This is a genomic window from Nocardioides sp. Z35_8, assembly GCF_059621125.1.
Genome location: NZ_JCAQIE010000001.1, coordinates 21,916 through 45,839, shown reverse-complemented (window position 1 = coordinate 45,839; position 23,924 = coordinate 21,916). Strand labels below are relative to the sequence as shown.

The window sequence follows — 23,924 nt, the reverse complement described above, 5'->3', positions numbered from 1 at the left end:
CGTGCCCCCTCCCGTCGCGGCGGAGACCCGCGTCGTCTGCGTCGACTTCGGGTCGACCTTCACCAAGGCGGCGCTGGTCGACGCCGCGACGGGGGAGCTGCTCGCGACCGCGAGCCACCCCACCACCCTCCCCGACGCCGGGGGTGACGGCGACGTCCTCGACGGCTACGACGCCTGCCTGGCGGCGCTGGCCGAGCAGGACCCCGGTGCCATCGATGCCGACGTCCTCGCCTGCTCGTCGGCCGGCGGCGGGCTGCGGATCGCCGTTGTGGGCAACGAGGAGCTGGTCACCGCGGAGGCGGGCCGGCGGGTCGCCCTCTCCAGCGGCGGCAAGGTCGTGCTCGTCCTGCACGGCGGCCTCGACGCCACCGGGCTCGAGCGGCTCCGGGCCGCCGAGCCCGACGTCGTCCTGCTGGTCGGCGGCACCGACGGCGGCAACGCCGAGGTGCTGGAGGGCGACGCCCGGTTCCTGTCCGACGTCCCGTGGCCGGGACCGGTCGTGGTGGCCGGCAACGTCGAGTCGCAGCCGGTGGTCGCCGAGCTGCTCGCCGCCTCCGGAACGCCCCACGTCCTCGCCGACAACGTCGTGCCGCGCATCGGGGTCCTGGCTCCCGACGGCGCGCGCCGGGCCATCCGCGAGATCTTCCTCAGCCACGTCATCGGCGGCAAGCACCTCAGCAGCCGCACCGACGCGCGCGGGCGCACCTTCACCGACATGGTGCGCGGCGCCACGCCCGACGTCGTGCTCACCGGCGTCGAGCTGCTCGCGCGCGGCCTCGACGACGAGCACCCGGGCGCCGGCGACGTCGTGGTCGTCGACGTGGGCGGCGCGACCACCGACGTCCACAGCGTCGTCGAGCTCGACCCGGAGGACAGCGGCCTGGCCCGCGAGGTCGTCGCGACCACCCCGGTGACCCGCACGGTCGAGGGCGACCTCGGCATGCGCTGGTCGGCGATCTCGACGGTCGAGGCGGCCGGCCGCGACGACCTGCACGAAGCCGCCGTACGCCGTCGCGAGCGCCCCGACCTCCTGCCCGACAGCGACGCCGAGCAGGAGGCCGACCTCGCCATCGCCGCGGCCGCGGTCCGGATCGCGCTCGAGCGGCACGCGGGGCGGAGCAAGGTCGTGGTGAGCCCCGAGGGCCGGGTGGTCGAGCGCAGCGGGAAGGACCTCCGCGAGGTCGACCTGCTCGTCGGCTCGGGCGGGGTGCTGCGCCACGGCGGGCCCGATGCGGTACGGCGCGTGCTGGTGCCGGCCACCGGGGACGCCTTCGAGGGCGGCTGGCAGCTGCCCCGCGCGCCGCGCGTCGTCGTCGACCACGACTACGTCCTCGCGGCCGCCGGTCTGCTCGCCGCGGACCACCCGGTCGCGGCACACCGACTGTTGGGTGGTCTCAGGGCCACGGGGGGATCGGTAGCGTGAGCGACGTGAGCGATCACGGCAGGCCCGCGTCCGACGTCCCCGGCGACACCGAGGTCGAGTCGGGGCGACGCCGCTTCTTCGCCGCGCTGGCTCGCGAGGAGGACGGTCTCGCCGAGCGCATCGTCAGCCAGTGGGCGCAGGGACGCGCCGAGCGCCGGTCCGAGCCCGCCTTCACCACCGGGCCGTCCAACTTCAGCCGCGCCCAGGTGCCGTGGGGGCTCGACCTGGCCGCGGCGTGGTCCTGGCGCCTCATCGTCATCGTGGTCGCCGGTCTCGGCCTGCTCTGGACGATGCGCTACTTCGCCGTGATCACCCTGCCGATCGCGATCGCGCTGCTGTTCGCGGCGATGGCGTCGCCGCTCGTCGTGTGGCTGCGGCGGGTCGGGGTGCCACGTGGGCTCGCGACGGGCATGGTCATGATCGTCGGGATCGGCACCGTCGCCCTGCTGCTCACCTTCGTCGGCCAGCAGGTCGCGCAGGGCGCGAGTGACCTCGCCGACTCGGTCGTCACCGGCCTCGGCCAGGTCCGCGACTGGCTGCGCACCGGGCCCCTCAACGTCTCCGACTCCCAGCTCGACGGCTACATCAAGCAGGTGCAGTCCGCCGTCTCCGGAAGCACCGGCGCCGACGGCGTGGTCACCCGCGCCACCGAGGTCGGCACGGCACTCGGACACGTGGTCGCGGGCTTGTTCATCGTGCTGTTCTCCACCTACTTCTTCCTCGCCGACGGCGAGCGCATCTGGTCGTGGCTGGTCCGCCTCGCCCCGCGGGCCGCGCGCGAGCGCGTCGACGCCTCGGGACGGGTCGCCTGGGTGTCGCTGACGCAGTTCGTGCGGGCCACGGTGCTGGTGGCGCTCGCCGACGCCATCGGCATCATGATCGTGGCCTACTTCCTGCAGGTGCCCTTCGTCGTGGCCATCGGCGTACTCGTCTTCCTCGGCGCGTTCGTGCCGATGATCGGCGCCACCGTGGCCGGCACCGTCGCCGTGCTCGTCGCGCTGGTCGACCAGGGCCCGTGGACGGCGCTGCTGATGCTCGGCGGCGTGATCCTGGTGCAGCAGGTGGAGGGCCACGTCCTGCAGCCGTTCCTGATGGGCCGCTTCGTCTCGCTGCACCCGCTCGGAGTGATCGTGGCGATCGGGTGCGGGGTGCTGGTGGCTGGCGTCGCCGGCGCGCTCATCGCCGTCCCCCTCGCCGCGGCCGGCAACGCCGTCGCCCAGCACCTCGCGTCCTACACCGAGATCGGCGAGGAGGACCACGACGAGGCGCTCGACCAGGACATCGGGCCACCGCCGACGGAGGCCGACGACGTCCCCGACGACGACAGCCCGCTCGCCGGCCCCGAAGCGCCCGACTCCGACGAGAAGGACCCGTCATGACGGCCCCGCAGGTCTCCCTCGCCGACATCGTCGCCGCGCGCGAGCTGCTCGACGGCGTCACCGTGACCACGCCCATGGAGGAGTCACGCTGGCTCTCCGCCCTGGTCGGCGGCCCGGTCTCGCTGAAGTGCGAGAACCTCCAGCGCACGGGCTCGTTCAAGTCACGAGGGGCCTACGTTCGGATGGCCCGCCTGTCCCCGGAGGAGCGGGCCAACGGCGTCGTCGCGGCCTCCGCCGGCAACCACGCCCAAGGCGTGGCGCTCGCCGCCGCGAAGCTCGGCATCCCCGCAACCGTCTTCATGCCGGAGGGCGCACCGATCCCCAAGGAGAACGCGACCCGCGGCTACGGCGCCGACGTGGTGTTCCACGGTCGCTACCTCGAGGACTCGCTCGTCGCGGCCCGCCGGTTCGCCGAGGAGACCGGGGCGGTGCTCATCCACCCCTTCGACCACGTCGACATCGTGGCCGGGCAGGGCACCCTCGGGCTCGAGGTGCTCGAGCAGGCGCCCGACGTACGCACCGTGCTGGTGCCGACCGGGGGCGGCGGCCTGCTGGCCGGGGTCGCGATCGCGATCAAGGCGCTGCGACCCGACGTGCGGGTGGTGGGGGTGCAGGCCGAGGGCGCGGCCGCCTACCCCGGGTCGCTCGCGGCCGGGTGCCCGGTGCCGCTGGGGTCGATGAGCACGATGGCGGACGGCATCGCCGTCGGGATGCCGGGCGACATCACCTTCGCGGCCGTGCGCGACCACGTCGATGAGGTCGTCACGGTCTCCGAGGAGTCGCTCTCGCGCGCGCTGCTCGCGCTGGTCGAGCGGGCCAAGCAGGTCGTGGAGCCGGCGGGTGCGGCCGCCGTCGCGGCGCTGCTCGACCACCCGGCCGGCTTCGAGACGCCCGCGGTGGCGGTGCTCTCGGGCGGCAACATCGACCCGCTCCTGCTCGGCAAGGTGATCCGCCACGGCCTCGCCTCGGCCGGGCGCTACCTCTACCTGCGCGTGTGCATCCCCGACCTCCCGGGCGGGCTGGCGTCCCTGCTCTCCGAGGTGGGCGCCGAGGGGGCCAACGTGCTCGAGGTCGCGCACGAGCGGCTCTCGCCCTCGCTGCACCTCAACGAGGTGGAGGTGCGCATCCAGCTCGAGACCCGCGGCGAGCCGCACGCCGCGCTCCTGGTGCAACGGCTGCGCGAGCGCGGCTACCGCGTCGACTCCTGAGCGGGCCGGTCAGGCCTTGTAGGGCTCCGCGTCTTTCCTCGGCGTGGGTCGGTCGGAGTCCCCGCTCGAGCGGGGACTCCGACACCTGGAGGCGGTTGCAACCCCCTCCAGGTGTCGGACTACCCCACGGAGCTGGCCGGAGCACGTGCGGAGCGCAGCAGCAACGACCGCAGTGCGGCCGGGCCGCGGCAGCGGGCACCACGGGAGTACGCGCCACCGCCCGCCTCGGTGCGCCGGGGTGGCGGGCGGTGGCGACGCGCTCAGGCCTTGTAGGGCTCCGCGTCCACGATCGTGACGCTGAGCTCCTTGCCGTTGGGCGCGGTGTAGGTGACCTCGTCGCCCCGCGAGCGGCCGTTGATCGCCGCGCCCATCGCGGACTGCGGGGAGTAGACGTCGAGCTCGTCGCCCTCGCTGAGGTTCTCGCGAGCACCGAGGAGGAACTTCTCGTGGTCGCCGCCACCGAAGTCGACGGTGACGACCATGCCGGGCTCGACCACGCCGTCGTTGGGCGGGGTCTCGCCGACCTCGGCCTTGCGCAGCATGTCCTCGAGCTGGCGGATGCGGGCCTCCTGCTTGCCCTGCTCGTCCTTGGCGGCGTGGTAGCCGCCGTTCTCCTTGAGGTCACCCTCGTCGCGGGCGGCCGAGATGCGCTCGATGATCTCCTGGCGCTTGGGTCCCTTGAGGTCCTCGAGCTCGGCCTGCAGCTTGTCGTAGGCCTCCTGGGTCAGCCAGATGGTGCCCTGGTCGGTCATGTCGGTGCTCCTGCTCACGTGGTAACTGGACGAGGGTGTGCCTCAGCCGCCCTGCATGGGGTCGGTGTGTTGGGTCTTCCGTCCGATCGGAGTGGGCGCGGCGACGGACGTCGGCCAGCGCACCCGGACGGGCAGAACGCTCAGGTTAGCAAGACTGGCGCAAAAGTGCAGGCCGACGGTCAGCGCGGCCGGGGCTGGCCGGGCGCGGTGCAGCCGAGCTTCTCGACCGACGTCGCCCGGCGCTCGGTGCGGATCACGACCTCGTTGACGCCGTCGACGGGGGTGAAGGCCAGCTCGCCGACGGCCGTCTTGTCCTCCGCGAGCGCGCGCACGCGGCAGCTCGCCTGCACGCCGTCCTCGAGCTCGACGTCGACGCGGGCCCGCACCTCGTGGTCGTCGGTCACCTCGAAGGTGACGACGTCTGAGCGGACGTCGGGGCTGCCGTGGAACCACGCCGCCCACCCCAGCCAGGTGAGCCCGACGACCGCCAGGACGACCGTCAGCGCGATGGCCACGGGTCGTCCCCAGCGGGCCGGCGCGCCATAGCGATCGCTGAGGTCGGTGAGGTCGGTGGTCACGCACAGAAGGGTAAGTCCCCCCTCCTAGACTCCTCGCATGGCCCAGCCCCCCGCAGACCGGCACCCCCGCGAGACGCCCCGCGCCGGTCTCCGACTCATGCACGTGCACGCCCACCCCGACGACGAGTCGAGCAAGGGCGCGGCGTCCACGGCGAAGTACGTCGCAGAGGGTGTCGACGTCCACGTCGTCACCTGCACCGGCGGCGAGCGCGGCTCGGTGCTCAACGCCAAGATGGACCGCCCCGAGGTCTGGGACAACATCACGGAGATCCGTCGCGAGGAGATGCACCGCGCCCGCGACATCCTCGGCATCCGGCAGGACTGGCTCGGCTTCGTCGACTCCGGCTGGCCAGAGGGCGACCCGCCGCCGCCCCTGCCCGAGGGCTGCTTCGCCCTGGTGCCGCTGGAGGAGGCGACCGAGCGGCTGGTGCGCCTGATCCGCGAGTTCCGCCCCCACGTGCTGACGACCTACGACGAGCGCGGCGGCTACCCGCACCCCGACCACATCCGCTGCCACGAGGTCTCGGTGGCCGCCCACCGCGCGGCCGGCGACCCTGACCGGTTCCCCGACGCGGGGGAGCCGTGGCAGCCGATGAAGCTCTACTACCACCACGGCTGGAGCTGGGCGAAGACCAACGCCCTGCACGAGGCGATGCTCGCCCACGACCTCGAGTCGCCCTACGCCGAGCGGCTGGCCACGTGGAAGCGCGAGCCCGACTGGGACGACCGCATCACCACGCGGGTGCCGTGCGGCGACTACTTCGGCGTGCGTGACCAGGCCCTGCTCGCCCACGCCACCCAGATCGACCCCGACGGCATGTGGTTCGCGATCCCGCGCGAGATCCAGCAGAAGGTCTGGCCCACCGAGGACTACGAGCTGGTCGAGTCGACGGTCGAGACCTCGCTGCCGGAGGACGACCTGTTCGCGGGGATCCCGACACCCGCTCCCTAGGGGGGAGGTGGGACACTGGGGGCATGCTCGACCTGCTGATCGTCCTCCTCGAAGACCCCACCCCCGAGCCGACCGAGGTCAAGGCCGGCCCGCTGGGCTTCGCGGTGTGGATCTTCATGATCCTCGCGGTCGTCGTCATCGCGTTCAGCCTGGTCAAGCAGCTGCGCAAGGCGCAGGCGGCCAAGGACGCCGGCGTCTACGGCGACGAGCCCGCGCAGCGCGACGCGACGGACTCCTCCGCCGCCACCGACGAGCGCTGACCCACCCGGCCGCTCACCCCTGCCGCCGACCCGACCGTCGGCTCGGCAGCCACCAGTTCCACCGCCCGAGCAGGGTCATCGTCGACGGCAGCAGCAGGCCGCGTACGACGGTCACGTCGAGGAGCACGGCCACGCTCATGCCCACGCCGATCTCCTTGACCGCGACGAGCTCGCCCATCGCGAAGCCAAGGAAGACGATGCCGATCGCGACGGCGGCCAGTGTGACGACCGGGCCCGAGGCCGTGATGCCCTCCAGCACCGCGCGGTCGTTGACCGTGCGCGGGTCGACGGGCCGAGCGCGGCGGCGCGTCGGACGCTCCCCGGCGGCGGCGTCCCACGCCTCGCGGATCCGGGCGACCAGGAACACGTGGTAGTCCATGGACAGCCCGAACGCGAACATGAACAGCAGCAGCGGGGTGGTGACGTCGAGGGCGCCCCACGGCTCGAAGCCGAGCACGGAGGAGCCCCACCCCCACTGGAAGACCGCGACGACCACGCCGAGGGTCGCGCACAGCGAGAGCAGGTTGAGCAGCACCGCCTTGACCGGCACGACCACCGAGCGGGTGAGCAGCCCGAGCAGGAGCGCCGTGAGCAGCACGACCACGGCGACGGCCAGCGGCGCGCGCTCGGCGAGGGCGTCGCGGGTGTCGACGAGCTCAGCGGTCGGACCGCCCACCAGGACGTCCGAGCCGAGGTCGGCGGCGCGCAGCCGCCGGACCAGGTCCTGGGCGAGGGGCCCGTCGTAGTCGCCGGCCCCGTCGGGCTCCGGCTCCACGACCAGCCGGCTGAGGTCGCCGGGCACGGGGTCGAGCAGCATCACGTCGGCCACGCCCGGCAGGCCGACGATGCGCGCCATCGCGTCGGCCGTCTCCTGGGACGTGTAGGGCGCGTCGACCAGCACCGTGACCGGTGTCGCGACCTGCTCGGGGAAGCCGCGCTCGATCGCCGACTGGACCTGCCGCGGCTCGCTGTCCGCGGGCAGTGAGCGGGCGTCGGAGTTGCGCAGGTCGAGCGACAGCAGGGGTGTGCTGAGCAGGAGCAGCAGGGCCGTGGCGCCCAGCAGGACCGGCCACGGTCGGGCCAGCGCGAGCCGGGCCAGCCGCGGCAGGAGCGCGTGCGCGCTCGGGGTCCCGCCGAGCACCCGGCGGGGCGCCGGGGCGGCGATCCAGGGGTGGGCGACCGCGACCAGCGCGGGGGCGAGGGTGAGCCCGGCCAGGGTCGCCGCCGCGACGGCGACGAGACCGCCGACGGCCATGGGGGAGAGCACCGGATCGCCGACCAGCAGCAGGCCCGCCAGCGCCGTGCCGACCGTCAGGCCCGAGACGAGCACGGTGCGTCCTGCCGTGGCCAGGGTGGTGCCGAGCAGGTCGGCGGCGCCCGTGCGTCCCGGCGCCGCGGCCCGCTCCTCGCGGAAGCGTCCGAGCACCAGCAGGGCGTAGTCGACGGCCAGTCCGAGGCCCAGCAGCGTGACGACGTTGACGGCGTACTCGCTCACCGCGCTGACCCGCGCCAGGCCGGCGAGCGCCAGCAACGAGACGGCGACCCCGCCGAGCGCGGTGACCACGGGGAGCAGGCCGGCCACGAGACCGCCCAGGACGAGCGCCAGCACGACGAGCAGCACGAGCACCGCGACGCCCTCGCCCCGCGCGGCGTCCCGGATCGCCTGCTCGGCGAAGGCCTCCTCGGCCAGCAGTGGGCCGCCCACGAGCACCTCCGGCACGGCGACCTTCCGCAGCGTGTCCTCCACCCGCTGGACCGCCGCCCGGGCCCGCTCGTCGTCGACCGTGGGATCGATCTCCACGGTGACGACCGTGCCGGTGCGGTCGGGCGCCACCAGGTCCTGGGCCCCGGTGGTCCACGGGTCGCGCACCTCGACGACGTCGGGCAGGTCGCGCACGTCGTGCAGGACGCGGCTGGCCTGGTCGATGAGGTCGATGCCGTAGATGTCCGCCCCGGACAGCACGGCGACCACGAGCTCGCCCTCCGGGTCGTCGGCCGCGAGCCGCCGCTCCAGCTGCGCCGACTCGGCCTCGGCGCGCAGCGGGTCGGGGGTCCGCGCGAGGTCGAAGACCGATCCCCCGAGGACCGCGCCCGCGACGGCCAGGGCCGCCCACGCCGCGAGGACGACACGTCGCCACCGGTGGAGCAGCCGTCCGAGGTCCGCGAGCACGAGCGCGACTGTAGCCACCCGCCGCGCTTCTGACGATTGCCGGTCAAAAGTTGTTCACAAGGCGTCGGATGCGCCCTAGGGTGAGCCACGTCACAGCTCTCCCGGCGTGCGTCGTGCCGTCGGGCTCCCAGGAGGTCCCGGTGTCGAAGTCCGTCGTGCTCCACCCGCGCTCGCGCGCCGCCCGCACCGGCTCACGTCGCCGTTCCCGCTGGGGCGCCGGCGCCCTGGCCGTCACCGTGGCGGCCGGCCTCACGGCCGCGATGCCGAGCGCGTCGGCGGTGCCCCCGGGCGACGAGGCGGGGGTGACCATGCGTGCCTTCCAGCTCGGCCAGTCGATCTCCGAGCTGTGCACGCTCAAGTCGGGGCAGACCCCCAACGTCGACCAGCTCGAGCCGGTCGTCGACTGGGCGAGCCCGGCCGACTTCGGGGGCCTCGAGGACAACTTCGTCGTCGAGGTGCTGGCCAACCTCTCCATCGAGGAGGCGGGGACCTACGAGTTCCGGCTGGTCAGCGACGACGGCTCGCGGCTCACCATCGGCGACCAGGTCGTCGTCGACCACGACGGTCTGCACGGCGACACGGCCAAGGACGGCTCGATCACCCTGGGCGCCGGGGCCCACCCGCTGCGGATCGACTACTTCGAGGCCGGCGGCGGCGAGCGCCTGACGCTGTCGTGGCGCAAGCCCGGCGAGCCGGGCTTCACGGTCGTTCCCACCTCCGCCCTCAGCACCGAGGCCAACGTGACGCGGGTGACGGCCCCCGGCTTCAAGTACTGCGAGGGCCAGAGCGACTCCGCCGGCGACGGGCTCCAGCTCGACGGCCTCAACCCCGCCTACGACCTCGTCGACCTGCGCCCCGCCGGCTTCGAGCCGCAGGTCACCGGCCTGGAGTGGGACGGCGACGACCTGCTCGTCCTCACGTGGGGCGGCAACGGCAACGACCAGGGCAACGTCGAGCTCGGCGAGCTCTGGCGCCTCGAGGGGGTCGAGGACGCGACCTCCCCGGCCGACGTCACCCGCACCCGGATCGCCGGCGAGCTCAAGGAGCCGCAGGGCATCGCGGTCGTCGACGGCGAGATCTACGTCTCGGAGAAGACCGGCCTGGTCAGGCTCACCGGCGAGGACCCCCAGGGCGTCTTCCAGACCCGGGACGAGATCGCGGACTACCCGTTCGACGGCAACTTCCACGAGTTCGGCTTCGGGATGCTCTACCACGACGGCAAGTTCCACGTGAACCTGTCGGTGTCGATCAACCTCGGCGGCGCGACCACGGTGCCCCAGGGCTCCCACGACCGCGGCACCCACATCACCATCGACAGGGAGACCGGCGCGATCGACGTCGTCGCCGGTGGCCTCCGCACCCCGCACGGCATGGGCTGGGGTGCCGACGGCGAGATCTTCGTGACCGACAACCAGGGCGGCTGGCTGCCCGCGTCCAAGCTGCTGGAGATCAAGCCGGGCGAGTTCTACAACCACTACACCACCGAGCCGGACGGCAGCCCGGGTCGCTTCGACGACCAGCCGGTGACCAAGCCGGTGCTGTGGATGCCGCAGAACGAGATCGCCAACTCCCCGAGCACCCCCATCGTCGTGGAGGAGGGCCCCTACGCCGGCCAGATGTTCATCGGCGACGTGACGTACGGCGGCCTGCAGCGCGCCGACCTGGAGAAGGTGGACGGCCGCCACCAGGGCGCGCTGTTCCGGATGACCCAGGGACTCGAGGCCGGCGTCAGCCGCGTCCTCGCCGCCCCGGGTGGCTCACTCATCGTCGGAGGCCTCGGCGCCGGCGGCAACTGGGGCCAGACCGGCAAGCTGCGCTACGGCCTGCAGAAGCTCGACCTGAGCGGTGACGTGCCCTTCGACATGGCGTCGATGGACGTCGTCGAGGGCGGCTTCGAGATCACCTACACCGAGCCGCTGTCGGCGCAGACCCTGACCGACCTGGCGTCGAAGTACCAGCTCGAGCAGTGGCGCTACCGCGCCACGGCGCAGTACGGCGGCCCCAAGCTCGACGAGGAGAGCCTCGAGGTCACCAGCGCGACGGCCAGCGACGACGGCCGCACGGTCACCCTCCAGGTCGAGGGCATGAAGCCCGACCGCGTCGTGCACCTGCGCTCGCCCCGGCCCTTCGACTCGGCCTCGGGTCAGACGTTGTGGAGCACCGAGGCCTGGTACACGCTCAACAGCTACCCCGGCTACGTCGAGCCGCCGCCGACGCCCGCCCCGTTCGGCCTCTACGAGCTCGAGGACGGCGAGCTGTACGGCTCTGCCCGGATCGACACCGAGCACGCCGGCTACAGCGGCAGCGGCTTCGTCGCCGGGATGGGCGAGGACGGCGCCGGCTCCGAGGTGCAGGTGGTCGTCGACGAGTCCGGCGCGTACGACCTCACGCTCGGCTACGCCAACGGGCCCAACCCGTTCGAGGGCGACAAGACGCTGAGCCTCTACGTCGGTGGGGAGCGCACCGAGCTCACCCTGCCCTCGACGGGCACGTGGAAGACCTGGGGGTCGATCACCCGGCGCATCGAGCTCCCGGCCGGGCCGACGAGCCTCCGGGTGGTCCGCGACCCGGGCGACGACGGGCACGTCAACCTCGACTACGTCCAGGTCCTCGAGCCCACGACGCGGCGCTACGAGGCCGAGACCGCGGGGAGGTCCGGCGGTGCCAATGTGCAGACCGAGCACGCCGGGTTCAGCGGCACCGGCTACGTCGGCGGGCTCGAGACGCCCGGGGCGAGCGTCACGTTCACCGTCGACGCCGCCGAGGCGGGGGAGCACGCCCTCACCTTGGGCTACGCCAACGGCCCGCACCCCTCGCCGGGCCTCACCAAGACGTTGGAGCTGTCCGTCAACGACGGTCCGGTCGAGGCGGTCACCTTCGCCAACACCGGCGCCTGGAGCGCCTGGAGCACGTCGACGGACACCGTCGAGCTCGACGAGGGCGCCAACACGCTGTCCTACACCGTCCCCGCCGCGGGCGGTCCGACCGACGGTCGCGTCAACCTCGACTACCTCGACATCGGACTGCCAGGCGAGGTCTGCGACCCCGAGGCCGAGGTCGCGTCGGACGACGAGTTCGACGGCGACCGGCTCGACGCCTGCCGCTGGACCACGATCCGCAACCGCACCCCCGGCGGGCTCGAGGTCTCCGGTGGCCGGCTCAGGATCAACGCCCAGGCCGGCGACCTGTCCGGTGGCGCCGTCGACGCCAGGAACGTGGTGCTGCAGGACGCGCCTGCCGACGGACCGTGGGCCGCCACCACGCAGCTCACGATGACGGGCACCGACGACTACCTCCAGGGCGGCCTCGTCGCGTGGACCGACGCCGACAACTACGCCAAGGTCGTGGCGATGGAGACGCCCGACGGCGACTGGGTGCTCGAGCTGGGCCGCCGGATCAACGGCGAGATGGTCTACACCAACGCCGACCTCCCCGGCGGGACCGCTCCCGAGGACCTGCAGCTGCAGCTGGTCTCGACCGGCAGCGCGATCCAGGCGCGGTGGTCGACCGACCAGGGCGCCACCTGGTCGTCGATGGGCGCCGGCTACCCGGCCACCGGTCTCGTCGACCCCGACATCGGCGTCGCCGCCTACAACGGCACCGGCAGCCAGGTCGGCGAGTTCGACTGGTTCCGCGTGAGCGGCGACCCGGTCGTCGAGCCGGACACCTGCGCGCCCACGACGGCCGACCCCGGCTACCGGATGCTCTTCGACGGCACCGCCGAGAGCCTCGAGGACTGGAACATGGCCGGCCCCGGGCTGTTCACCCGCGAGGCCGACTGCTCGCTGAAGACCAACGGCGGGATGGGGCTGCTGTGGCACTCGGAGCCGTTGGAGGGTGACTACTCCCTCCAGCTCGACTGGAAGCTGACCAAGGACGACAACGGCGGTGTGTTCGTCGGGTTCCCCGATCCCGGCAACGACCCGTGGGTCGCGGTCGACAACGGCTACGAGATCCAGATCGACGCCTCCGACCTGCCCGACCGCACGACCGGCGCCGTCTACACGTTCCAGGGCGCCAACGCCCAGCGGGACTCGGCGCTCAAGGGCCTCAACGAGTGGAACCACTACGAGATCCGGGTCGAGGGCAAGCGGATCCGCGTCTACCTCAACGACGTGCTCGTCAACGACTTCACCAGCCCCGAGGCGGAGGACAACCGCCTGACGTGGCCCAGCTACTTCGGGCTGCAGAACCACGGCGGCGGCGAGAACGTCTTCTACCGCGACGTGCAGGTCAAGGAGCTCGCCGACCCGGAGAACGTGCCGTCGACGGTGAGCGTCTTGGCGCCCGCGCAGGTCGAGACCGGCGCGAAGGCGCGGGTCGAGGTCGCGGTGACCTCGGCCGCGCCGGAGGCCCCGACCGGCGAGGTGGTGCTGTCCGTCAACGGCAGCGACCTGCCGCCCGCGCAGCTCAAGGAGGGGAAGGCGACCATCGAGGTCGGCCCCTTCCAGGCCGCGGGCACCGTCGAGCTGGTGGCGTCCTACGCCGGTGACCTGGCGGTCGACGCCGGGCGCGGCAGCACCCGGCTCGAGGTGGTACGGCCGACCCCGCCCGTCGTCCCGCCCGTCGTCCCGCCCTCGGTCGATCCCGTGGTCGCGGTGAAGAAGGGCGGCAAGGTCGACGCGACGCGCGACCGTCGCCGGGCCAGGATGGTGCTGAGCTGCGGGTCGGCTCCCTGCGAGGTCAAGGTCGTGCTGCGCACCCGCGGCGCGACGGGCACGCGCCTCGGCGCCGGCGCGTTCGACCTGGACGCGCGGGAGAAGGGCACCGTCACCCTCCGGCTCACCCAGCGGGCGCGTGCGCTCCTGGGCAAGAAGGCGACGGTGAAGGCCGTGCTCGTGGTCCGGCACGAGGACGGCTCCACGCAGCGCGTGAAGGTGCGCCTGACGCGGTGAGCGTGCCGGGTGGTCGGGCGCGGATCAGCGCCTGACCACCCGCACCAGGCAGTCGCGCGCCGTGCGGCGATCCTCCCCGCGGTGGGCCTCCGCCGTTGTCACCTCGCGGTCGACCCGCTCGGCGCGCAGGACCTGGACGTCGGAGCCGGCGAGGTCGGCCACGACGTCCTCCGCCGTCATCAGCACCGACGGGTCCTGCGGCCCACCGGTCCCCTCGGTGAGGTTGGTCGAGTCGTGGGCGACGAGGAGGAACGTCCCGCCGGGCCGCAGCATGGTGACCGCGTTGCGCACCGCCCGGCGGCGGTCGGCCGCCGGGAGCTGGAGGTAGGCCACGACCACCAGGTCGACCGGGGCGGGCGGCTGCCAGGTGGTGGCGTCGGCGCAGACCCACGTCACGTCGAGGCCCTCGGCCAGCCGGGCGCCCTTGTCGAGGGCGACCTGCGAGAAGTCCACCGCGGTCGCCGACCACCCGCGGCTCGCCAGCCAGATCGCGTTGCGCCCCTCACCCGCCGCCAGGTCGACGGCCGTGCCGGGTGGCAGGTCGGCGAGCTCGGCCGCCACGAGCCGGTTGGGCTCGCGTGACCACACCAGCTCGCTGGCCGCGTACCGCTCGTCCCACGCCTGTGCGTCCATGGGGTCAGCGTAGATCCGTCGGGCCTCTCGTCTTCTGCGGCCGCCACGTGAAGCACCCGGTCAGCGAGCGACCGTGGTCGCCACCCGCAGCACCCGCGCCTCCTCCGGGCCCAGCACCGGCAGCGCCACCCCCGCCTCCTGTAGCGCCCTGCCGGGCAGCTCGACACCATCGGGCGCCCAGGCGTCGGTGAGGTCCGCCCCACCGGGCGGTGGCGGGAGCTGCTCGGTGAGGCGGTAGATGCGGGCAGGGTCCAGGCCGGTCGGCCGCAGCGGCGCGAGGTGCTGGGTGGCGGTCGCGCCGACGGTGGCCACGACGTACCACGCCTCCGAGCGATCGGCGGCGACCACGCCCGTCACCATCACCGACGGGTCGGGGTGGTCGGGGTGCACGAGCGTGCCGGTGCCGATCAGCGGGCGGACCTGCTTGTGCAACGAGATCCAGGACCGGAGCTCGGCGAGCCCGGCGTCGTCCACGCGGGTGAGGTCCCACTCGACACCGAAGGAGTGGAGGAGCGCGGTGGCCGCCCGGTAGCGCAGCGCGTGCGTACGCCCGGTGGTGTGCGAGATCGGCCCGCCCACGTGTGAGCCCATCAGCTCCGGCGGCACCAGGAGCGAGGTCCACCGCTGCAGGTGTTGGCGTTCGAGCGGGTCGATGGTGTCGCTCGGCCAGATGCGGTCGGCGCGCGTCAGCACCTCGGCGTCGACCCGGGCGCCGCCGGACGAGCAGGACTCGATCTCCAGGGCCGGATGTGCCTCACGCAGCTCGTCGAGCAGCCGATAGGCCGCCACGGTCTGTCCGTGCACGGCGGGACGGCCCTCGTGGGTGGCGTCGGTGAGGTCGCGGTTGTGGTCCCACTTGAGGTAGGCGATGTCAAGCTCGTCGAGCAGGGCCAGGAGGGCGGCGCGGAGGTCCGCGTAGGCCGCGTCGTCCTGCAGGTCGAGCACCTGCTGGTGGCGCCACTCGGGCGGTGGCGTCGAGCGGCCGCGCAGCACTCGCTCCGGGTGGGCCTGGGCCACTCGGGAGTCGAGGTTGACCATCTCCGGCTCGACCCACAGACCGAACTCCATCCCCGCCCCGGTGACGTGCTCGACCAGCGGCCCGAGCCCGTGGGGCCACACCGCCGGGTCGACGCTCCAGTCCCCGAGCGCGGCGGTGTCGTCGCGACGTCCGAGGAACCAGCCGTCGTCGAGGACGAAGCGTTCGACGCCGACCGACGCGGCCACGTCGGCCAGCTCGGTGAGCCGGCCCAACGACTGGTCGAAGTAGACCGCCTCCCAGGTGTTGGCGATGACCGGCCGCTCGCCGCGGGCTCGCGGCGTGACGGCGCGGAGGTGGGCGTGGAGCCGGTGGCTGAGCGGGTCCAGTCCAGCACCGGACCACGAGGCGAGGAGGCGGGGGGAGTGGTAGGTCTCACTCGGCGCGAGGACCACCTCGCCGGGGCTGAGCAGCTCGCCGCCCCCGAGCAGGCACTCGCCTTCGGGGGTGCGCTCGGCGTACGTCGTGTGGTTGCCGCTCCAGGCCGTGTGCACCGCCCACACCTCCCCGCGACTGAACGAGAAGCCGGGTGTGCCGGCGACCATCAGCAGCGTCGCGTCGTGCCCGGTGCGCCCGCGACGGCCGTCGCGGCGGTGCGTGCCCTGGACCCAGGGGTGCCGTTGTGGCGTGCGTTCCCGGCACCAGCGGCCGGTGAGGTCGAGGAGCTCGCCGGCGCGGGCCGGCACGGGCAGGGACGTCAGCACCGACGCCAGGTGGAGATCGCCGTCGGCGGTGTTGGTGACGCTCGTGCGGGCGTGCAGCAGGCCGGCGTCGTCGAGGACCAGGTCGACCATCACCGACCACCCAGCCTCGTCGTCGGTGGAGGTGCAGACGAGCCGCCCGTCGGCGAGGCCCACGTCCCAGGCGACCAGGCTCGGAGCGGCGGCCGTCGCGCTGCCCCCGACGCGGTGCCCGCTCAGGCCGGGGGTGCCGGAGAAGCCGCGCGTGCCGTCGGGCACCAGTCCGGTGCGGCGCGGCAGGTCGTACGACGATCGCGGGACGCCCGGCGCGCCGGCCGCCACCAGCGCGGACAGGGCGGCGGCGTCGAGATCGCCCAGGGCGGTGCCCCAGTGCAGAACGGCCGGAATGCCTCCGGCGTCGCGGCCGACCACGACGCTGACGCCGCCACGGCTGAGGTGGACCGGGCCGTCGCCGGGCTGATCGGTGGGTGGGAAGTCGTCGCTCATCGGTGGCCGGCTTCCAGGTCGTCGGGTTGGTCGGGGTCGGCCGGGTCCACGACGACGACCTCCGCCACGTGGTCGGCGAGGGCGCCGCTGGCGTGGGCGGAGAGGCCGGAGTCGGTGACGAGCACGGCCGCCTCGGACAGGGCCGCCATGCTGCTGAGTCCCACCACGCCCCACTTGCTGGAGTCGGCGAGCACGATGAGCCGGCGCGAGCGCTCGATCATGGCGCGGTTGGTCTCCGACTCCAGCAGGTTGGGCGTGCTGAAGCCGGCCCGGACGTCCATGCCGTGCACCCCCATGAAGAACGCGTCGACGTGGAGGCTGCGCAGCGAGGAGACCGCGACGGGACCGACCAGGGCGTCGGAGGGTGTGCGGAGGCCGCCGGTGAGCAGCACCGACGTGGTCGCCTCTCCGGTGCGGTGCAGGACGTCGGCGACCCACACCGAGTTGGTGACGACGGTGAGGTCGGGGACGCGCGCGATGTGATCGGTGAGGACGTGCGTGGTGGTGCCGGCCGACACGGCGATCGCCATCCCCGGGTTGACCAGGCCGGCCGCGGCGGCCGCGATGGCCTCCTTCTCGCTGCGGCGCTGCACCGACTTGGCGGCGAACCCGGGCTCCGCCGACGAGGGCTCGGCCACCGCCAGGGCACCGCCGTGCACCTTCTCCAGCAGGCCGTCGCGGTGCAGCGCGACGAGGTCGCGCCGGACCGTCATGTCGGAGACCCCGAGGAGCTCGACGAGGTCGGTGACGCGCACCGTCCCGTCGCGGCTCAGCTCGGCGAGTATGCGTCCGCGGCGCTGCGCAGCCAGCATCAGGCGCCTCGTTCCCGTGCGGTGGTGTCCTCCCGCACGACGGCGACCCCTCCGGCGGGCACCACGAGGCTGCCCGCGACCGGTGTGCCGGTCAGCAGCTCGACGCCGTGCACCGGGACGTCTGCCCGGTCGGGGCCGTGGTTGAGCACGAACAGCCACTGCGCGTGGTCGCCGACGCGCCGGGTCACCTCGACCATCGGGCCGGCGCCGGGCAGGCGCTCGATCCCGGTCTCGGTGACCAGCCGCTCGACCAGGCGATCGGTGCCGTCGGCGTCCAGGCGGGTCGCGACGTACCAGGCCGAGCCGGCGCCGACCTCTCGCCGGGTCACCGCGGGCAGGCCGGCCGCTGGACCGCCGAGGTGGGTGGCGACGGCCTCGGCCCCGACCAGCTCGAGGTCCTCCGCCCAGGTGTCGGCGGTGACCGTCCCGGTCCCGAGACCCTCCACCTGCACCGTCTCGCCCGACAGCAAGGGGAGGAACTCGGTCGTACGCACGCCGAGCAGGTCACGGAACGCGCCGGGGTAGCCCCCCAGGCGGATGTGGTCGTTCTCGTCGACGATGCCGCTGAAGTAGGTGATCACCACGGTGGCGCCGGCCTCGGCGGTGGCCGCGATCGCGGCGGCGTGCTCGGCGGAGACGAGGTAGAGGGTCGGCACGACCACGAGGCGGTAGCCCGACAGGTCGGTGCTCGGGTGGACGACGTCGACACCCACGCCGTACGCCGACAGGGCCCGGTGGAGGTCCTCGGCCCGGTCGCGGTAGCTGACGTCGACGCTGGGGTGGGAGTCCAGCTGGCAGCCCCACCACGCCTCGTAGTCGAACAGGATCGCGGTCTCGTTGCGCGGGGTGCTCCCGGCGGCCTCCTCGATCGCATCGAGGACGCGCGAGAGCTCAACGACCTCCCGCCACTGCCGGGTGTCGGTGCCCGCGTGCGGGAGCAGGCCGGAGTGGAACTTCTCCGCTCCCGCCCGCGAGGCCCGCCACTGGAAGAACAGCACGGCGTCGGCACCGTGCGCGACGTGGGCGAGGCTGTTGCGGATCATCTCGCCCGGTCGCTTGGCCCGGTTGCGCGGCTGCCAGTTGACCGCGCTCGTGGAGTGCTCCATCAGCAGCCACGGCCGTCCGTGCGCGGTGCCCCGGGTGAGGTCGGCGCTGAAGGCCAGCTCGCGGTGGCCGCCCTCCTCGGCGGCGATGAGGTAGTGGTCGTTGGAGACGACGTCGAGCTCGCGGCCCCACCGCAGGTAGTCCATCTCCATGGTCTGACGCATCACCATGAAGTTGGTGGTGACCGGGACGCCGGGGGAGAGGCGATGGAGCACGTCGCGCTCGACGACGAAGTTGTCGAGGAGCTGGTCGGAGGAGAAGCGCAGGAAGTCCAGCTGTTGCGTCGGGTTGGCGTGGGCCGGGGCCAGCCGCGGAGGCAGCACCTGCTCGAAGTCGTCGTAGCGCTGGGACCAGAACGCCGTACCCCAGGCGTCGTTGAGGCGGGCCACGTCGTCGGCGTAGCGCTGCCGCAGCCACGTGCGGAACGCCGCCGCGCTGACGTCGCAGTAGCAGCGGGCGTTGTGGCAGCCGAGCTCGTTCGAGACGTGCCACAGCGCCAGCGCCGGATGGTCGTGGTAGCGCTCGGCCAGGGCCGTGCAGAGGGCGACTGCGTGCTCGCGGTAGACGGGCGAGCTCGGGCAGAAGGCCTGTCGTCCGCCGGGGAACAGGGTCCGGCCGTCGTGGGTCACCGGGAGCATCTCGGGGTGCCGGTGCGTCAGCCACGGCGGGGGCGACGCGGTGGCCGTCGCCAGGTCCACCGCGATCCCGGCGGCGTGCTGCGCGTCCATCTGCTCGTCGAGCCAGGCGAAGTCCCACGTGTCGGGGCTCGGCTGCAGCCAGGCCCACGAGAACACGCCGAGGGTGACCAGGTCGACCCCGGCCTCCCGCATCAGGCTGCGGTCCTCCTCGTGGGCGGCCACGGGCCACTGCTCGGGGTTGTAGTCGCCGCCGAATGCGAGTGGGGGCAGGGGTGTCGGCATGCGGCTACTGTGACGAGGCTCACGCGGCGAAGTCAACGTCCGTCGGGGTGGATATCGGTTCGGAAATGTTCGAAGCAGTCCGAATCGGACGGACTTCGGGGTTGACGGTGCTGTGTCGCTCGTCACATGCTGTGGCTCCTTGTTGGGTATTGTCTCGAGGAGGCCGTCGTGTCCCGCACCCCGTCCAGCGCCGTACCCCGTTCCGCCGTCGCCACCATGACCGCCACCCGGCGCTCGATCCTGCGCGGTCTGGCGCTCAGCGGCCTCGCGGTCGGTGGGGCCAGTGCGCTCGCCGCCTGTGGCGGCGACGACTCCGGGCCGTCGAGCGGCTCGGGTGCCACGGTCAAGTTCGGCATCAACGAGGCCGAGGGCGTGGGCCCGGCCTACGACCGGCTCGCGGCCATGGCCGAGGCGTACACCAAGGAGACCGACACCAAGGTCAGCCTCAACGCGGTCGACCACAACACGTTCCAGGAGAGCATCAACACTTACCTGCAGGGCACCCCCGACGACGTCTTCACCTGGTTCGCCGGGTTCCGCATGGCGCAGTTCGCCGAGAACGGGTTGATCACCGACCTCAGCGACCAGTGGCCCATCGACGGGCTCAACGACTCGTTCAAACAGGCGGCGACGGCGCCCGACGGCAAGCAGTACTTCGTCCCCGTGCAGTACTACCCGTGGGCGGTCTTCTACCGGAAGTCGGTCTTCGACAAGAACGGCTGGGCACCGCCGGAGACCAACGACGACTTCATGGCGCTCATGGAGGACATGCAGGGCAAGGGCGTCACCCCGTTCGCGTTCGGCGACAAGGACGGCTGGCCCGCGATGGGGACCTTCGACATCCTCAACATGCGGCTCAACGGCTTCGACTTCCACATGAGCCTGATGGCCGGTGACGAGGCGTGGGACGGTGACGAGGTCAAGCAGGTCTTCGAGACCTGGCGCACGCTGCTGCCCTACCACCAGGCCGACCCGCTCGGCAGGACCTGGCAGGAGGCGGCCACCGCCATGGGCAAGGGCGAGTGCGGGATGTACCTCCTCGGCACGTTCGTCGTGGACGCCCTCGGCGAGAACGGCGAGGACCTCGACTTCTTCACCTTCCCCGAGCTCGACGCCTCGATCGGCTCGGATGCCCTCGACGCCCCCATCGACGGCTTCTGCGTCGCCTCCGCCGGCAAGAACCAGGAGGCAGGAAAGGCGATGGCGAAGTGGCTTGGCAGTGCCGCCGCCGCGGACGCGGCCAACAGCAACGCTGACGCGCCGTTCATCGCTGCCAACGAGGGCGCGAGCACCTCGACCTACAGCGACCTGCAGAAGAAGTCCGCGGAGGTTGTGGGAGCCGCGGCCAACATCGCGCAGTTCATGGACCGCGACACCAACGCCGACTTCGCCAACACGGTGATGATCCCCTCGATCCAGGCCTTCCTGAAGGACCCGGACGACATCGACGGGGTGACGGCCAGCATCCAGGAGCAAGCCACGTCGATCTTCGGCTGAGTCATGACCCACATCGACGAGGCGCCGCCGCCGGCGCAGGCTGGGGCCGGGGCGCCACCCCGGGGCCGGGAGAAGAAGCTCCGCGGCACGGACAGGGCGACCGTCCTCGTGATGGTGACGATCCCGCTGCTCCTCGTCGTGCTGCTGGTGTGGGTGCCGGCCCTGCTGTCGGTCGTGCTGTCCTTCGGGAAGTGGAACGGCTTCGGCGATCTCGACACGATCGAGTGGGTCGGCGTCCAGAACTACCACGACATCTTCACCATCTACCCCGCGTTCTGGCCGGCGATCCGGCACAACCTGATCTGGCTGGGCTTCCTGTTCGTCTTCCCGACGATCCTCGGCATGGTGCTCGCGGTGGTCCTCGACCGGGAGATGAAGGGAAGCCGGTTCTACCAGACGGCGTTCTACATGCCCGTGGTGCTGTCGCTGGCCCTGATCGGGTTCATCTGGCAGCTCTTCTACTCGCGCGACCAGGGCCTGATCAACCAGGTCTTCAACAGCCAGGTCGACTGGTACGGCGACCCCGACATCAACCTGTGGGCCGTGCTGGTCGCCACCGCATGGCGACACACCGGCTACATCATGCTCATCTACCTCGCGGGCCTGAAGGGAGTCGACGCCAGCCTGCGTGAGGCGGCCGCGGTCGACGGCGCCGGCGAGGTGAAGACCTTCTTCCACGTCATCTTCCCGGTCATGCGTCCGATCAACCTGGTCGTGGTGGTCATCGTGGTCATCGAGTCGCTGCGCGCCTTCGACCTCGTCTGGGTGATCAACAAGGGCCGCAACGGGCTGGAGGTCATCGGCGCCCTCGTCGCGCAGAACGTCGTCGGCGAGGCGACGCGCTACGGCTTCGGCTCGGCGCTCGCGGTGATCATGATGGTCATCTCCTCGGTGTTCATCACCCTCTACCTGCGGACCGTCTTCCGCGAGGAGCGCTCCCGATGACCTACGAGACCCCGGTCGCCACCGCGCCCACCCCGCTCGGGTCCGTGCCGGCCCGCACGGAGGGTGGGGTGTTCAGCAAGCGCCGCGGTGCCGTGGCGACGGTCATCGTCGCCGTCCTGGCCCTCGTGTGGCTGTTCCCGCTGCTCTGGGCGCTCATCAACTCGTTCCGGGAGTACGAGTACACGCAGGCCAACGGCTACCTGTCCTTCGGGGGGTGGACCACCAGCAACTACGAGCAGGCGTGGGAGCAGGGCAACTTCGGGCGGCACATGCGCAACTCGCTCCTCATCACCGTCCCGGCGGTGGTCCTGACGTTGTGGCTCTCGTCGATGGTGGCCTTCGTGCTGGCCCGGTTCAGCTATCGTTTCAACCTCGCGATGCTGGGCGTCTTCCTCGCCGCCAACCTGCTCCCGCCGCAGGCGTTGCTCATCCCCGTGTTCCGAATGTTCCGCGAGATCCCGCTGCCCTACTTCATGAGCGACTCGGAGTCGATGCTCAACAGCTTCTGGGCGCTCATCCTCGTCAACACCGCCTTCCAGCTCGGCTTCTGCACGTTCGTGCTGAGCAACTACATGAAGACGCTGCCCCACGAGATCTACGAGTCGGCCGAGCTCGACGGGGCGAGCGTGTGGCGGCAGTACTGGCAGCTGACGATGCCCCTCGTCCGTCCCGCGCTCGCCGCGCTGGCCACCTTGCAGGTCACCTGGGTCTACAACGAGTTCTTCTGGGCGACCGTGCTCATCCAGCAGGGCGACAAACTGCCCGTGACGTCGGCGCTCAACAACCTGCGCGGGCAGTTCTTCACCGACACCAACCTGGTCGCGGCGGGGTCGATCATCGTCGCCCTGCCGGTGCTGGTGGTCTTCTTCGCGCTCCAGAAGCAGTTCGTGTCCGGGCTGACGCTGGGTTCCACCAAGGGCTGACCACCCTCCGACGGTTCATCAAGGTATGTCGCTGGACCTGCACCTCCCATGGTGAGCTCGCCGAGGGAAGTGCGGGTTGGGCTGCATACCTTGATGAACCGTCAGCACGGGTCAGCGGGTCAGCGGCGCACCCAGGCGCCGGACCGCATCACCCGGACCACCTCGAGCCCGGCGTCGAGGACCACGAGGTCGGCGCGGCGGCCGGGCGCGAGGGCGCCCACGTCGCCGAGCCCCCACGCGGCGGCCGGGACGGTGCTGGCCGCGCGTACGACGTCGACCAGCGGCAGGTCCGCGGTCCGGACGGCGAACCGCACCGCTGCGTCCATGGTGAGCGTCGAGCCGGCGATCGCGCCGTCGCCCGTGCTGTCGGCCAGTCGGGCGATGCCGTCGCGCACCTCGATGTCCATCGGGCCGAGGCGGTAGTCGCCGTCGGGTGCCCCCGCCGCCGCCATCGCGTCCGTGACGAGGATGCAGCGCCCGGGCGCCGCCGCGAAGGCGGCGCGCAGCACGGCGGGGTGCAGGTGGACCCCGTCGGCGATCAGCTCGACGGCGGCGGTCGAGTCGAGGAGCGCCCCGGCGGCCCCGGGCTCGCGGTGGTGGAGCGCTCGCATGGCGTTGAAGAGGTGCGTCCCGACACGTGCACCCGCGTCGAGCGCGGCGCGCGCCTGGTCGTACGTCGCGTCGGTGTGCCCGATCGCGACCACCACCCCCGCCGCGTCCAGCCGGCGCACGGCGTCGAGCCCGCCGGGCAGCTCGGGGGCGAGGGTGACCATCCGGACGGCTCCGTCGCCGGCGCCCAGCAGCGCCTCCACCGCGGCGGGGTCGGGGTGCGCGAGGGCGCCGGGCTGGTGGGCGCCCGAGCGTCGCGGGCTGAGCCAGGGGCCCTCGAGGTGGATCCCCGCGAGCCGGCCGGCCCTGACCACCCCGGCGAGCTCGCGTACGGCGGCCGCCATCCGGTCGGTGGTGTCGGTGACCAGGCTGGCGGCCATCGAGGTGGTGCCGTGGGCGAGGTGGGCGGCTGCGACGACCTCGGCGGCGTCGGGCGTGCCCGCGTCGAACGACGCGCCGCCCCCGCCGTGCACGTGGATGTCCACGAAGCCGGGCGCGACGGTGACGTCGCCGAGGGCGACGTCGGGGGAGCGGGGCGGCGGGCCCTCGCCCACCTCGACGATCCTCGCCCCCTCCAGGAGCAGCCACCCCGGCGCGAGGACCCGCGCCGGGGTGACCACCTGGGCTGCGCTGACGATCAC

General features: G+C 72.6%; 17 protein-coding genes. 9 read left to right on the top strand and 8 right to left on the bottom strand.

Going from position 1 to position 23,924, the window contains the following annotated elements; genetic code table 11:
* Position 1: 1 nt before the first annotated feature.
* The 3 genes from AC54T2_RS00195 to ilvA are packed head-to-tail and all read left to right on the top strand — an operon-like array spanning position 2 to position 4,010.
* A complete protein-coding gene (locus tag AC54T2_RS00195) occupies positions 2 to 1,423 on the top strand; it encodes a glutamate mutase L (protein WP_496665195.1) in 1,422 nt (473 codons plus the stop codon).
* Positions 1,424 to 1,428: 5 nt separating this feature from the next.
* On the top strand, positions 1,429 to 2,802 hold the full coding sequence (locus AC54T2_RS00190; protein ID WP_496665194.1) for an AI-2E family transporter: 1,374 nt from the start codon (positions 1,429 to 1,431) through the stop codon (positions 2,800 to 2,802).
* Positions 2,799 to 4,010 carry a threonine ammonia-lyase gene (gene ilvA / locus AC54T2_RS00185; protein ID WP_496665193.1) on the top strand — a complete coding sequence of 404 codons (1,212 nt, stop codon included), beginning with the start codon at positions 2,799 to 2,801 and terminating at the stop codon, positions 4,008 to 4,010. The genes AC54T2_RS00190 and ilvA overlap by 4 nt, the downstream gene beginning before the upstream one ends.
* A gap of 260 nt (positions 4,011 to 4,270) precedes the next feature.
* Here ilvA and greA read toward each other — a convergent pair whose 3' ends face one another.
* Together greA and AC54T2_RS00175 are read right to left on the bottom strand one after the other, a co-directional pair.
* Positions 4,271 to 4,762 (bottom strand): transcription elongation factor GreA, encoded by a 492-nt coding sequence (gene greA, locus AC54T2_RS00180; protein ID WP_186341193.1) that lies wholly within the window; start codon positions 4,760 to 4,762, stop codon positions 4,271 to 4,273.
* 179 nt (positions 4,763 to 4,941) lie between these two features.
* Positions 4,942 to 5,340, bottom strand: a complete 399-nt coding sequence (locus AC54T2_RS00175) for a DUF4307 domain-containing protein (protein WP_186340469.1) — start codon at positions 5,338 to 5,340, stop codon at positions 4,942 to 4,944.
* 37 nt (positions 5,341 to 5,377) lie between these two features.
* Here AC54T2_RS00175 and mca point away from each other — a divergent pair, with 37 nt between their 5' ends.
* Positions 5,378 to 6,292, top strand: coding sequence for a mycothiol conjugate amidase Mca (gene mca, locus AC54T2_RS00170; protein ID WP_186340470.1), 915 nt, complete (start codon positions 5,378 to 5,380; stop codon positions 6,290 to 6,292).
* A gap of 23 nt (positions 6,293 to 6,315) precedes the next feature.
* Entirely contained in the window at positions 6,316 to 6,552 is a 237-nt protein-coding gene (locus AC54T2_RS00165; protein WP_186340471.1) for a hypothetical protein, read from the top strand.
* Between the two features lie 13 nt (positions 6,553 to 6,565).
* On the opposite strand, the gene AC54T2_RS00160 is transcribed toward AC54T2_RS00165, so the two are convergent.
* A complete protein-coding gene (locus AC54T2_RS00160; RefSeq protein ID WP_496665192.1) occupies positions 6,566 to 8,722 on the bottom strand; it encodes an MMPL family transporter in 2,157 nt (718 codons plus the stop codon).
* 140 nt (positions 8,723 to 8,862) lie between these two features.
* On the opposite strand from AC54T2_RS00160, the gene AC54T2_RS00155 reads away from it, so the two are divergent.
* Positions 8,863 to 13,617 carry a 3-keto-alpha-glucoside-1,2-lyase-like domain-containing protein gene (locus AC54T2_RS00155; RefSeq protein WP_496665191.1) on the top strand — a complete coding sequence of 1,585 codons (4,755 nt, stop codon included), beginning with the start codon at positions 8,863 to 8,865 and terminating at the stop codon, positions 13,615 to 13,617.
* Between the two features lie 24 nt (positions 13,618 to 13,641).
* On the opposite strand, the gene AC54T2_RS00150 is transcribed toward AC54T2_RS00155, so the two are convergent.
* The 4 genes from AC54T2_RS00150 to AC54T2_RS00135 are packed head-to-tail and all read right to left on the bottom strand — an operon-like array spanning position 13,642 to position 19,309.
* Positions 13,642 to 14,250, bottom strand: coding sequence for a class I SAM-dependent methyltransferase (locus AC54T2_RS00150; protein ID WP_496665190.1), 609 nt, complete (start codon positions 14,248 to 14,250; stop codon positions 13,642 to 13,644).
* A gap of 60 nt (positions 14,251 to 14,310) precedes the next feature.
* Positions 14,311 to 16,473: an alpha-galactosidase gene (locus AC54T2_RS00145; RefSeq protein ID WP_496665189.1), complete on the bottom strand. Its 2,163-nt coding sequence runs from the start codon at positions 16,471 to 16,473 to the stop codon at positions 14,311 to 14,313.
* Positions 16,470 to 17,285 carry a DeoR/GlpR family DNA-binding transcription regulator gene (locus tag AC54T2_RS00140; RefSeq protein WP_496665188.1) on the bottom strand — a complete coding sequence of 272 codons (816 nt, stop codon included), beginning with the start codon at positions 17,283 to 17,285 and terminating at the stop codon, positions 16,470 to 16,472. Before AC54T2_RS00140 ends, AC54T2_RS00145 begins: the two co-directional genes overlap by 4 nt.
* On the bottom strand, positions 17,285 to 19,309 hold the full coding sequence (locus AC54T2_RS00135; protein ID WP_496665187.1) for a beta-galactosidase: 2,025 nt from the start codon (positions 19,307 to 19,309) through the stop codon (positions 17,285 to 17,287). The genes AC54T2_RS00140 and AC54T2_RS00135 overlap by 1 nt, the downstream gene beginning before the upstream one ends.
* 168 nt (positions 19,310 to 19,477) lie before the next feature.
* On the opposite strand from AC54T2_RS00135, the gene AC54T2_RS00130 reads away from it, so the two are divergent.
* Genes AC54T2_RS00130 through AC54T2_RS00120 form a run of 3 tightly spaced genes read left to right on the top strand, consistent with a single transcriptional unit; the run spans position 19,478 to position 22,674 of the window.
* Positions 19,478 to 20,806, top strand: coding sequence for an ABC transporter substrate-binding protein (locus AC54T2_RS00130; protein WP_206054416.1), 1,329 nt, complete (start codon positions 19,478 to 19,480; stop codon positions 20,804 to 20,806).
* 3 nt (positions 20,807 to 20,809) lie between these two features.
* Positions 20,810 to 21,751, top strand: a complete 942-nt coding sequence (locus AC54T2_RS00125) for a carbohydrate ABC transporter permease (protein WP_496665186.1) — start codon at positions 20,810 to 20,812, stop codon at positions 21,749 to 21,751.
* Positions 21,748 to 22,674 (top strand): carbohydrate ABC transporter permease, encoded by a 927-nt coding sequence (locus tag AC54T2_RS00120; RefSeq protein ID WP_186340479.1) that lies wholly within the window; start codon positions 21,748 to 21,750, stop codon positions 22,672 to 22,674. Before AC54T2_RS00125 ends, AC54T2_RS00120 begins: the two co-directional genes overlap by 4 nt.
* 119 nt (positions 22,675 to 22,793) lie before the next feature.
* On the opposite strand, the gene nagA is transcribed toward AC54T2_RS00120, so the two are convergent.
* On the bottom strand, positions 22,794 to 23,924 hold the full coding sequence (nagA, locus tag AC54T2_RS00115; protein ID WP_496665185.1) for an N-acetylglucosamine-6-phosphate deacetylase: 1,131 nt from the start codon (positions 23,922 to 23,924) through the stop codon (positions 22,794 to 22,796).